Raw genomic sequence first — 11,887 nt, 5'->3', positions numbered from 1 at the left:
ATTAGCAGGTATCTGTTCATCATGGTTAGGTATTATATTTCAAATATGCAATTTTGATTACAGAAACTGTAACTTTAGCCGGATAAAATGTCGCAAATGCTTACGGAAACGTTTGTTTTCTTCATGATTTAAAAAGACTTTTGTTGCTTAGCATTAAACCACACTACATGAATAAATTTTATTTATTAATAGCCCTGCTTCTTGTAAGCTATTCGGCACGATCTCAATCCCCTACATATAATATTCAATATAATTTTTTTACCTCTGCAGAATTTAAAAACAGATTGGCAGAGAAAAAGAAGAAATTATCCGAAAGTGAATCAGGAACGGTTCAAACGATCAGTATAATAGGAAAAGACGGAGACCTGCTTAATGATATTATCTATAACAAAGATTTTATTCGGGTTGAGGGCAAAAACAAAAATGCTAAGATAGAGCTTATCGATATTGCTAAAAAAGAAACTGTCTTATTACGTCCGGCATATAAAACTTTCGTAAAAAAAACATTTGACAATGCCTATTCTATAGTCGGCACTTTATCTTTTGATGATAAGGAACAAAAGCAGATTTTGGGATATACATGTAACAAAGCCACACTTACTTTTGATTTGTCCGGAATTGACGAATTAGACGGTTTTGACCCTACAACAGAAATATGGTATACCAAAGATCTTCCGAAACTGTTTTGGAGAGATAATACATATCTTCAGAAAATTCCGGGAACAATGCTTTTAATGACCATCAATGGAGTTGGCTTGCAGGCTTCTGCTGTCAAGGAAGTAAAAAACGACTCTAAAGTATTTGAAATTCCTTCCGATTATACGGAGGAAAAAGATGCATATACGCAAACGGAAACTTTGGATCCCTCTCTTGCGAATGATACTTCTGAAAATCCTATTTTCAACAACTATATAAGTGATTCGCTGGTTTCTTTTCAGGACGAATCAACCGAATTAATCGGAGTGAAGGATCTGGAAGGCAATATTGTTATTCCTGCAGCTTACACGCAACTCCTGATAACAGGTGAAGATGTACTGATCGCATCAGATTCAAATGAGAAATATGGAGCAATTGATCTGAAAGGGAACGTAATAATCCCGTTCAGATATGAAAGTTTGCTTTGGACTGCAGAAGGTCCTGTTATATACACAGAAAACAATCTTTATGGTTGTCTTACCCGTGAAGGAGAAGTTCTTATTCCAGCCCAATACGAATATCTCAACGAATTTGACGGACAGTTTACTGCTGCAATGAAAGATAACAAGATGGGTATTATTAATCTTAAAAATGAGATTATATTTCCTTTTGTGAATGAAAGTATTATTCAGATAAGGGACGGCCTATTTATCGGCATGCAGGATTCAAAGTATTATCTTCAGGAATTTAGCAAACCCAATCCAACATTATCAGGATATACTTATCTGGAGATTGGAATAGATAATGATATCATCCTAGCTGAGAAGGACAATCTTCATGGATATATAGATAAGAATGGTAAGGTAATGATTCCTTTTAAATATACGCTCGCCAGTGCCTTTTCAGATGGCGTTGCTTATGTGACCGATAAGAATGAGAATTCTTATTACATCAATCAAAAGGGTGAAACGGTGAATATGGAAGAGGAAAATTAAAATAAAACATCTGAAAAGTGCCAATCCTGTAAACTTGGCACTTTTTTTATTCATTTAGGTGTTGTCCAAAGTAACTTGACAGATATGTCTGATAAAACGTATTACATTTCAACATTACACCGTGCCAAGTACATGGCTCTTATATTTGGCGGTATTACTTTAATTGCTATTCTACTTGCATTTACTCCATTTCAGGAAATCGTCAAAGTATTGATCACTTTATTTTCCATTCCTTTAATTATTTTCCTTGCAGTACGCTACAGCCGCATACCATCCCACTGGACATTTGACGATCAGAAACTGACCATCATAAAAAGTGAAAAACACATAGAACTCCCTCTGGCGAATATCTCTCATATCCGCAACTTACCCAGATCAGGTGGAAATCTATTGATTATATATCAGCGTAAAGGTCATTCCTACCGCTTCTGGAGGAATAAGCTTTTTCAGAATGAAGATGAATTGCAGACTATGATTCAGTTTATTCAACATAAAAATATAGAGTACTATAACATGTAGTATTTTCTGAACAAAAGAATTGTACATATTAGAAGACTTACTGCACGTTATCATTAAATGGTTTTTCGTAAGTTTGGCAGTATTAACGATTCATCATTCTATAATGAAAAAACTGTACTTCTTAATTCTTATTGCATTGTTATGTACCAATGCATTTGCTCAACGTAAAGGTTATTGGGACCAAAAAGTAGATTATACCATGGTTATTGATGTGAAAGAGAAATCTTATCAATATGATGGAAAAATGAAATTGCTATACACCAATAATTCAGGACAAGAACTTAAGAAAGTTTATTTTCACCTATATTTCAATGCTTTCCAGCCCGGAAGCATGATGGATTACCGTTTAGCAAATATTGCGGATCCGGATCCACGGATGACTACCAATATCGGCACAAAAGAAAAACCGGTATACCAAAGCCGTATTGCAACGTTAAAACCTGACCAGATTGGTTATCAAAAGATAAAATCGCTGACTCAGGACGGAACGGGTACTACATACAAAGTAGATGGAACTATACTGGAAGTAACGTTGGCGAAAGCTATACAACCGAATTCGTCAAGTACCTTTGATATGACATGGGAAGCTCAGGTACCGGAGCAAATCCGCCGCAGCGGTCGCAACTCCAAGGAAGGAGTGGAACTATCCATGACGCAATGGTATCCGAAGATGGCTCAGTTTGACGAATTCGGATGGCACCTCGATGAATATGTCGCACGTGAGTTTATTGCTCCTTTTGGTAATTTTGATGTCACCATCAACATAGATAAAGATTATGTTATCGGAGGATCGGGAGCTTTGCAGAATCCGGATCAGGTAAAAGGCTATGTCAAAAATGCTAAAGTCCTGTCTACAAAAGGTAAAGCTTCATGGCGTTTCAAAGCAGAGAACATCCACGACTTTGCGTGGGCAGCGGATAAACAGTTTTTAGTAAATCATTCCCGTAGTAAAGGTGGTGTCGATGTATACCTGGTGTATAAACCCGGCGCTAAAACGACCGAAAGCTGGACAAAGGCAATGGAATATACGACAGCTTTTTTTGATTTTTGCGGCAGCAAGTTTGGCGCATATCCATGGTCTACTTATACTGTCGTACAGGGTGGTGACGGTGGCATGGAATATGGTACAACTACCTTAGTGACTGGTGAAAGATCATTGGAGAGCCTGGTCGGAGTTATTTATCATGAGGCTGCTCATTCCTGGTATCAGCATCTTTTCGGCATCAATGAGACTGTTGACGAGTGGTTTGATGAAGGATTTACCAGTTATATCGAGGAATTGGCTTTTCAGCATTTATTCAAAAAGACCAATCCTATGCCGGACAATCCGGTTCTTCCTGCATACAAAAGCTACATTAAACTGGCATTGTCAGGAAAGGAAGAACCGGCCAGTTTGTTAGCGGATTACTACAACAGCAATTATGCGTATAGCAATGAGGCTTATAATAAAGGACAGGTACTTGCGGAACAACTGGGTTATATCATAGGGCAGCAGAATCTGGAAACTACATTTTTAAGATTCTATGATCTTTGGAAATTCAAACACCCCACACCCAATGATTTTAAACGCGTAGCCGAAGAAGTGTCCGGAATCAATCTGAAGTGGTACTTTAATTTATTTATCAATACTACCCGCAAGATTGACTATGCAATTACACAAGGTGAAAACAATGAAATAACCCTGATCAATAAGTCGGACTTTGCAATGCCACTGGATGTATTGGTAGAATATCAGGATGGCAGCAAAGAATTGTTTTATATTCCACTACGTGAAATGCGCGGAGAAAAACCTGTTGAACTTTTTTCAGTCTATCAGGGTATCAAGAGAACTGTACTGGAAGACTGGTTCTGGACTAAACCGACGTATACGTTTAAAGCCTCCAAAGCTGTAAAAAAAGCAACCATTGATATCACGGGCCGTCTGGCTGACGTCAATGCTACCAATAATTCTTTTGAAGTAAAATAAGGAACATCTTTCTGTAAGCCCTGTTTGTAAAATAGGGCTTACAATTTGTCTTTACATAAAGGGTTTGGTATCTTTATGATTATGTCAGGAGGAGATAACAGACAATACACAAACAGGGTAAAGATCATCGTCTATATGATCTTCATCTTATTTATCACTGTATTCAGCTCCTGTCCTTTTAAACTGGCTATCAAAGCACTAAACAGCAATCAGGAAGATATTACACTTCATTCAGGCAGGACAGCTGCTGCTCTGACTAAAAGCAGTACCTCTGTTACCTGTACAAATATGACCCGGATACGATCCTATACCGGTCATTCCTCTCCAACATTCCTTGCTCCAACAATTACTCGTTATTTTCACCATACAGGCTTATTTAGTCATACCATTCTGGTAGAAAAACAGACCACCAAAGCTGAAGATTACAGCTCTCCTACTCCTACCTATCTCTTAAACCTTACCCTACTGATTTAGCTGAATCATAGTTTTCCCCGGTCATAATTTCACTTTACTTATTTCGTTGATTAATCAACTCTATTAATATTTTAATATGAACAAAAAAACATTCCATATTATTCTCGGGATCATGACCTCTTTGGTATTGATCACAGGAATCAGCCTTTATGCACTAGGCAAGCAGGTTGACGAACCGAAAAAGGACAACAATCCTTTACTTCAGAACGGCTATACGAAGCCGGAACAGTCTGTAACTGGAAAATCTGATGCTGTATTTACAAATGCTAAAGGCGAAAAGATTGTGTTAAAAGATATACGCAATAAAGTAATTTTTATTAATATGTGGGCCAAATGGTGTCCTCCATGTAAAAGAGAAATGCCCTCGCTAAACAAGCTTTACAATAAACTTAAGAGTAATCCTGACCTTGTATTTATTATGATGGATGTTGATGGTAAACTAAAAAAATCTGATTCTTATATCAAAGCAATGGGCTTCAGTCTTCCGAATTATAGTGTTGAAGGTAATTTGCCCGAAGAGTTCAATACCAATTCTATCCCTACAACTATTATCATTGACAAATCGGGAAAGATGGTCACAAAACATATAGGAGCTGTTGATTTTAATCATCCCGAAATGTTGCCATTTATTCAGAATCTTCTTAAATAGAACAACAATAAAGATGTATATATATTTCATGAGTTCTGATCGTCTCCTCCATTCACGGGGAGGCGATATTTATTTTATGACATTGGAGCACAATATGAGGAATAATATATAAAAGTTACCGTCGAAGTTATTAAAAGGCATCTGCAATTTGTAGATTTGTATAAGGCCTCATTCGGTTCATCTATACTTGACTGAGGAACCGAGTACATCATTAAATAATTTTAGTTGACCAAAAACCAATAAAAAATGATCAAAAAATTTATGTACAGCGCTCTTGCTGTGGCTTCAATCAGTGCCGGTCTGGTATCCTGTAATCCAACTGCCAAAGATGGTTCTGCTACTCAGGATTCAGTAGCTAAAGAAGAAGTGCACAATCCGGCTACACAGACTATTCCGGAAGAATATAAAGACCTTATCGGGAGATGGGATCTTACTGTTGATAAAAACGGCAAGGAGGCTCCTTCGTGGATTGAGATTAAACTTTCGGGATTTAATACCTTGGTAGGCGCTTATGTCGGCGATAGCGGCAGCCAGCGTCCTGTCTCTCATGTTATCCTGAAAGATGGTAAGTTTTCATTTGCTATCCCTCCTCAATGGGAAGGCGGAGAAGGTGACTTCACTATTGAGGGGCAGCTGGACGCGGGCAACCTGAAAGGTAGTGTAACGACAAATAAGAAGGAGAAATTTACATTTACGGGAGTAAAGGCTCCATACCTGAATCGTACAGGGGAAGTGAAATGGGGAGCTCCAATAGCACTTTTCAATGGCAAGGATCTGACAGGTTGGAAAGCATCTGCACCTGAAAACCAATGGAAAGTAGTTGATGGCGTACTGACAAGTGAAAAAGCAGGAGCAAACCTGATCAGTGATCAAAAATTTGAAGACTTTAAATTGACTGCCGAATTCAGATACAAAGAAGGTGGCAACAGTGGTATTTATCTTCGCGGACGCTATGAAGTGCAGATTGAAGATAGTCCGAAAGACAAACATCCGGGTGCGCTCTATTTCGGAGGTGTGTATGGATTCATTGCACCAAATGAGATGGTGACTTTAGGGCCTAATGAGTGGCAAAAATATGAGATCACACTTCGTGGTCGTCTGGTAACTATAGTGGCCAATGGTAAAACTATCATCAGTAATCAGGAGATACCGGGTATCACAGGAGGTGCACTGGATAGTAAAGAGGGTGAGCCGGGACCGATCTATCTGCAAGGTGACCACGCTCCTATTGAATTCAGAAATATTACTATAACACCTATTCTGTAGGAGATTCTGAATAATTATTCGGTTAAATAAAAAAAGCAGGACTTTTATAAAAGTCCTGCTTTTTTTATTTTCTTTTCTGACGCTGTTTTAACTGTGCTTCCAGAGCAGCTATGGTCTTTAGTTGAGACTTGATCGTGATATCCTGAGCTGCCACAACTTTATTCAAAGCCTCAATGGTAGAGTCAATATATCCCATACTCATGTATTCATCTTGATTGTCCTGCGCCAGACCAATACCATCTTTAAGCATTTCTCCCGTTCCTTTAAGAAGCCAGGTTTCATTTACATCACTATATTTAGCTAAAATAGTCACCAAAGCATCCGATCCTAAAGAAGAGTTCTTCTGTATTCCTTTAAAATTAGCATAAGAAAGTCCCAGATCTTTAAAGAAATCAACCTTGTTAATCTTCTTAAATTCAGCTATTTCCAAAATACGTTCTTTAATATTAGTCATTATTTTGACTTTTTATTTGAAAAAGATAAAATAATATCCTAACTTAGTTTTAGAAACAAAATTTCAAACCAGTTAAAATATTTCATCCATGAAAAGTACAAAAAATAACTTGAAATCCAAACAATTAGAAAGTTTACAAGATGCTTCTATTGTTCTTATCTCATCATTTCTATCGTATAACTTAATAAATCTATTGGAATAAAAATATCAATTACATCATCTTTTGATCAAGTGAATGCCTCAGGAAGATAAGTCCTACTCCCACTAACTATATTATTAGGACTTCAATGATACTCTTTATTATCCGTCTAGTCTACTACAGACCCGAATAGCGGATCAACGCCCTCCCTTCTTATTGCATATAACATACAAGTCCACATCCTGTAAAGTGATACGGGAAAGGAATGCTGTATATTATTTTGCTATGGACATCATTTATCTCTTGAAAGAGGCTACCAGGTATTCCTCTTTTGCAGTCAGGCTGCTGTCTGATGAGGCTTAACCGTTCTGCATCTGACAGTATTATCCACTATCAATCTATAATCAATATGAATACTTCTTCTGAAAATCCTACTTCTACGCATAAAGAGCTAATTATTCAAGCAATACAATCTTCTATGGATAGTTTGCACATCTATTGCTTCAGTTATCTTGTCCAGTCACAACGGGCAAGCAACACCCTTATCAGTCGTCTTGAGAATACAGTACTACATCATTATTACTTGTTTGTCATAAATGAAATGCATAAAGAAGAATTTGTTAAAATGCAGGATGATGTAAACAGTAAGCTTCCTGAACATATTCAGGTCACTCTGGTTTGCGAACCCCGTGATGCATTAAGAGAAAAAGCTAATTATAACAATTCCTTTTATCAAACCATTTTAAACTCTTCCGAAAAATGGGTCACATCTGATGAATACCCTGTTGATATGGCTACATGTGATATAAAACAACTCATAGTATACCAAACAGAACAACGGTTCTGGAAAACCCGCTATAACAATGCAAAAGGACTATTAATGGCTGCCTCACAGGGGTGCGGCTTCGGATATGATGAAGCTATTGCTGTCATGCTTAGTTTGTCCTTTGAACAGATCTGCCTCGGTCTGATTCAGATTTCATTAAGATATTTTCCTTCAACAAATGACATAATCTATCTGATGGACCTTGTGTCCTGTATAACGCCCATTGCTGAGGAAGTTTTCTGTCTGAATGTTTCGGATGAACGAAAAATAATAAAAAACCTAAGTGACAGCATGCAACAATTCAGAAGTTTGACCAACTATGAAGTCGATGAATATAATTTATATCTTATATGTGATCGTACGGAGATCTTTCTGCAAAAAGCAGATCAATTTGTACAGGCATATCTGGAATCGTTAAATTAAGCTCTATCTATTATTTTTTTCAACAAAATAAAGACTTTAATATCGTAAAAAAGAGAAATATCACAAGGCAAGGTACTCTTCTATTGTGAGGTTACATGTATTTAAGAGATAAGGAAATTCAGATAAGGACTTTAAATAGTACTTTATGTATATAAAAATACGAATAACAGATACTGTTCTCAATTCTGATTCTGCAGTATCTTATAAAATGAAGCAAGGCCGGATGTTCCGGCCTTACTTTTTAACTGATTATTGAGAATATATCTATTTTTCAGGATAACCTGTTATGTAGATTTCATTGAAATTGGCAAATTGATTAGTTGTCGAGAATGTGGTCAGACAAACTATTTTTACGCCTTTGAGAATTTCATTATTATTCAATGCCAGTTTAGTTTCCTGAACCGTATTAGACAATGTAAACTGCCCAAAGTCGATCTCTTTTCCTTGCAAATCTATTCCGTATACTCTTACATCTTTCACGACTCTATTGCTGGCACTTCGGTGAAGCAAGGAGATTTCCTTTACAACAATCGGATCATAGGGCGCTGCCGGAGTTCTGAGGGCAGCCTCATTGAACAGTCCTGATGCCGAAGCAGCTCTTGTTTTTGTAAAAGTGAAAATCAGTGTAAAAGGGTACTTTTGATCTGCCGGATGCGAAGAAGTCGTCGTGGTAGACCACTGTGTATGCCATATAGTAGCAGTATTTGCATCCAGCATAAAGGATGGCGGCCCCTCAGATGTAGAATTAGAATTGGAGGCATATGGTGTCCAGCCTTTACGTGCATCAGCGGTATTAAATGCTTTAAGCTGACTTGGCGCAACAGATCCGTTGACAACGGTACTCAATCCTTCTTCTCCAGTAACTTTAACGGCTATGGCTGTTGCAGCAGTATTAATGGCAAAAATATAGTTACCTTCTTCAACAGCGGTATTTGGAATTGTTAACTTTTGTGGTGAACCATTTAACAGGTAACTGATTTCAAAATTGACATTTTTGCCACTTCCGTTAGTCCAGAATATTTGTCCCTTATTGAAATAACCTGACATTGATAATGATGCAGCAATCTCTTTGTAAGGAAGAATTCCTGGTTTCTGACTGTAAGGATAGCTTTTGGATGTCAGATTCAGCACTTTGTCAGTAACTGTAACATCGAACTCATAGGCTTTCGTTTCATCACTAAGCCCAGTTACCTCCACAATAACATCCAGCTCGCTGCTTGTAACTACCTTTTCTTTTGGTTGTCCGTCAGCCTGATATTTTATCTTATACTCAAATTGCTTTGCAGTAGTTGAAGGGAATATAAACCTGACTCCTCCCGGAGATGCCAACATCGTAACTCCTTTTGCTTTGAATTCACTTTCAAATGGTTTGGAAGTGATTTTAATTGTACTTGTCTTTGACGGTGTATTGTCCGCTGTATAATAAACGATATTAATACTGTATTCCTTTTCCTGTTCCACAGTCAGCACAGTAGGCTTATCGAATTCCACAACATCTACAGATTTTGTTCCGGATGTTTCCTGATAGCTAACCGTTGCTTTTTTTACTCTGTCGCTCACTGGTGGCCAGAATATCTCTATCTGCTGATTGTAATTGCTGAACAGCGTCAGATTATTGGGGCGGGCTGTTGGTCTTGTTGTTGTAACTGTCTCATCTGTCTGAACAACCTCCGGAAAGATCAGTTCATCCTGCTTACAGGAATTGAACAGAAGCACTCCTGAAATAAAGAGAATAATTAGGTGTTGAATATATGTTTTCATAATTGGTTGTCTTTAATAATGGTCTATTTTAAAAACTCTACTTCAAATTTGTTTAAGAAAACACTTCCTTCCAGTTTCCATGTTTCCTGAGTTTTCACGCCCATCCAGTAATAGACCTGTGGAGCAATATCAATATCCTGAAAAAGTATACTGCTGTTTGCATCAACAAAAGGCAAGGTATTGGCCGAAACTTTATAACTATACTTACCCTGAAGTGCAATATCTGGTTTTCCGGATATAGCATTTTTGAATTTGCCGCTTTTGTCATTGTCCTGCATCGGCCAATAGCCTTTCAGATTCGCATAATTAGCGTCACTTTCTGCAATACCCATTTTATTGGCAAGAGCCCGCACTTCCGTTTCCTCCAGACTCTTATTGAAGATCATAACATCACACATATAGAAATCCACATACTGATTGAAGAAAGTAGATCCCTGAAAGCCGAATGTAAGCGGACTTGGAGATAATACTTTTGTAATATCCATTTTATTGGATTGCGTGCCGGATAATACTCCGTTTACATAAAATTTAGACACGACATTTTCACCTTCCTGATATATAACTCCTGTGATATGCGCCCACTCTCCGTTACGTGATATATTATCCACTTTCATTTCATTCTTTACACTTCCGTCAGCAGTAAAGAAGGAGACACCATTTCCGTTTCTAAAGAACGACCATCCCGGAGTTTGCCCGGTTCTGGCATTTGTCTTACTCAGAAACGGAGGAACATCAAAATAATAATCACCACGTGCCTTATTCTTATTGATCTTAATTTTAGCCGCAATTGTCAGTTGTTTTGTTTTAGCAGGATTATAATCATCCTCTGTCGTACCTATATTCGAATTCCGTGCTCTTACACCTTCAGTTGGTGAATTTGTTTCACTGCCATCAAATCCGTAGAAATTGACAGGCGTGATCATCTCTCCATTAAGCTCTGACGAAGCAAAATTGGGATTATGATATAATGTGAATGAATTACGTTCCTCGAAAGAGCTTCCTCCATAGGTATTTCCTGTACCTCCGTGATTGGACGTAAGGATAATTAACCAGTCTTCATATTTATAGTTAGCTCTTGCTTTCAAAGCAGCAATTATTTCTCCTATATATTGATCATCTTTTTTGACTGCTGCCACATACTCCGGGCTGCTTGCTGAAAAAGAAGAGTTTACTCCTGCCTTGATTACATCTGTGAGCTGCAAAACCATAATGTCAACATTTCGGTTTTTCAAAAAATCAACGGCTTTATTTTTAGCATCTTCATCATTTGTTGCCAAAGCACTTTCATCGGCATCCAGCAAGAGAACATTGGCTAAACCGGTGGATTGAGAGATTGCATATGTTTTTTTCTCCGGTGTTAGTTTTTCAATTCTGTTTATAAAGGATGTCGGATAGACAAGTTCAGCATGTTCATCTTCTCCCTGTTCAGGTAAATAGTCATCACTGCTGATATGATGCGTAGCAGACGTCTGCCCTACCATCAGACTGGTCCAGGTCGGTGCATCAGCGGTATTTTCTCCCGCTATTGCCCTAAAAGAATACTTACTGTTCGGCACAAGAGATTTGATGGTTTCAGGCATAATTTCTTTCACTTCCTTACCAACCGCACCATCTATAGAAATCAACAATACTTTGCGTTGTACAACAGTATCCGGCGGCAATTCATATTCTTCAAAATTGGGCGCAGGATTATCATATTTTGAACAACTGAAAAGCAGTGCCAGAGACGCAAATGCTAACGTTGCAAAAGAGATGTATATATTTTTACAGTTCATAATA

At 37.8% G+C, this 11,887-nt stretch carries 10 protein-coding genes; 7 read left to right on the top strand and 3 right to left on the bottom strand.

What is annotated here, in order from left to right; all coding sequences use genetic code 11:
* Window positions 1-167: 167 nt before the first annotated feature.
* From B4B65_RS02065 to B4B65_RS02040, 6 genes are all read left to right on the top strand, one after another.
* A complete protein-coding gene (locus tag B4B65_RS02065; RefSeq protein ID WP_293912934.1) occupies window positions 168-1,631 on the top strand; it encodes a WG repeat-containing protein in 1,464 nt (487 codons plus the stop codon).
* 84 nt (window positions 1,632-1,715) lie between these two features.
* Entirely contained in the window at window positions 1,716-2,150 is a 435-nt protein-coding gene (locus B4B65_RS02060) for a hypothetical protein (protein ID WP_236582371.1), read from the top strand.
* Between the two features lie 103 nt (window positions 2,151-2,253).
* The gene (locus B4B65_RS02055) at window positions 2,254-4,116 is read left to right on the top strand and encodes a M1 family metallopeptidase (protein WP_293912932.1); all 1,863 of its coding nucleotides are present in this window, start codon (window positions 2,254-2,256) and stop codon (window positions 4,114-4,116) included.
* A 45-nt stretch (window positions 4,117-4,161) separates the two neighbouring features.
* Window positions 4,162-4,590, top strand: a complete 429-nt coding sequence (locus B4B65_RS02050) for a hypothetical protein (RefSeq protein ID WP_293912930.1) — start codon at window positions 4,162-4,164, stop codon at window positions 4,588-4,590.
* Between the two features lie 76 nt (window positions 4,591-4,666).
* Window positions 4,667-5,239, top strand: coding sequence for a TlpA family protein disulfide reductase (locus B4B65_RS02045; RefSeq protein WP_293912928.1), 573 nt, complete (start codon window positions 4,667-4,669; stop codon window positions 5,237-5,239).
* A gap of 246 nt (window positions 5,240-5,485) precedes the next feature.
* Window positions 5,486-6,505 carry a 3-keto-disaccharide hydrolase gene (locus B4B65_RS02040; protein WP_293912926.1) on the top strand — a complete coding sequence of 340 codons (1,020 nt, stop codon included), beginning with the start codon at window positions 5,486-5,488 and terminating at the stop codon, window positions 6,503-6,505.
* 64 nt (window positions 6,506-6,569) lie between these two features.
* Here the strand turns inward: B4B65_RS02040 and B4B65_RS02035 are convergent, their stop codons facing one another.
* Entirely contained in the window at window positions 6,570-6,959 is a 390-nt protein-coding gene (locus tag B4B65_RS02035) for a hypothetical protein (RefSeq protein WP_293912924.1), read from the bottom strand.
* Between the two features lie 548 nt (window positions 6,960-7,507).
* Here B4B65_RS02035 and B4B65_RS02030 point away from each other — a divergent pair.
* On the top strand, window positions 7,508-8,347 hold the full coding sequence (locus tag B4B65_RS02030) for a hypothetical protein (protein ID WP_293912922.1): 840 nt from the start codon (window positions 7,508-7,510) through the stop codon (window positions 8,345-8,347).
* 264 nt (window positions 8,348-8,611) lie between these two features.
* Here B4B65_RS02030 and B4B65_RS02025 read toward each other — a convergent pair whose 3' ends face one another.
* The gene (locus tag B4B65_RS02025) at window positions 8,612-10,108 is read right to left on the bottom strand and encodes a histidinol-phosphate aminotransferase (protein ID WP_293912920.1); all 1,497 of its coding nucleotides are present in this window, start codon (window positions 10,106-10,108) and stop codon (window positions 8,612-8,614) included.
* A gap of 23 nt (window positions 10,109-10,131) precedes the next feature.
* A complete protein-coding gene (locus B4B65_RS02020) occupies window positions 10,132-11,883 on the bottom strand; it encodes a LamG-like jellyroll fold domain-containing protein (RefSeq protein WP_293912918.1) in 1,752 nt (583 codons plus the stop codon).
* Window positions 11,884-11,887: the final 4 nt, after the last annotated feature.

Source organism: Sphingobacterium sp. UBA5789 (assembly GCF_002418355.1).
Taxonomy (GTDB): Bacteria; Bacteroidota; Bacteroidia; order Sphingobacteriales; family Sphingobacteriaceae; genus Sphingobacterium.
The sequence above is the reverse complement of the archived record's forward strand: the minus strand, read 5'-3'. Positions and strand labels throughout refer to the sequence as shown.

Excerpts from the sequence above, each read along its gene's own strand:
- B4B65_RS02030 (WP_293912922.1), top strand. The coding sequence starts at position 7,508 with ATGAATACTTCTTCTGAAAATCCTACTTCTACGCATAAAGAGCTAATT.
- B4B65_RS02055 (WP_293912932.1), top strand. The coding sequence starts at position 2,254 with ATGAAAAAACTGTACTTCTTAATTCTTATTGCATTGTTATGTACCAAT.
- B4B65_RS02040 (WP_293912926.1), top strand. The coding sequence starts at position 5,486 with ATGATCAAAAAATTTATGTACAGCGCTCTTGCTGTGGCTTCAATCAGT.
- B4B65_RS02065 (WP_293912934.1), top strand. The coding sequence starts at position 168 with ATGAATAAATTTTATTTATTAATAGCCCTGCTTCTTGTAAGCTATTCG.
- B4B65_RS02060 (WP_236582371.1), top strand. The coding sequence starts at position 1,716 with ATGTCTGATAAAACGTATTACATTTCAACATTACACCGTGCCAAGTAC.
- B4B65_RS02020 (WP_293912918.1), bottom strand. The coding sequence starts at position 11,883 with ATGAACTGTAAAAATATATACATCTCTTTTGCAACGTTAGCATTTGCG.
- B4B65_RS02035 (WP_293912924.1), bottom strand. The coding sequence starts at position 6,959 with ATGACTAATATTAAAGAACGTATTTTGGAAATAGCTGAATTTAAGAAG.
- B4B65_RS02025 (WP_293912920.1), bottom strand. The coding sequence starts at position 10,108 with ATGAAAACATATATTCAACACCTAATTATTCTCTTTATTTCAGGAGTG.
- B4B65_RS02045 (WP_293912928.1), top strand. The coding sequence starts at position 4,667 with ATGAACAAAAAAACATTCCATATTATTCTCGGGATCATGACCTCTTTG.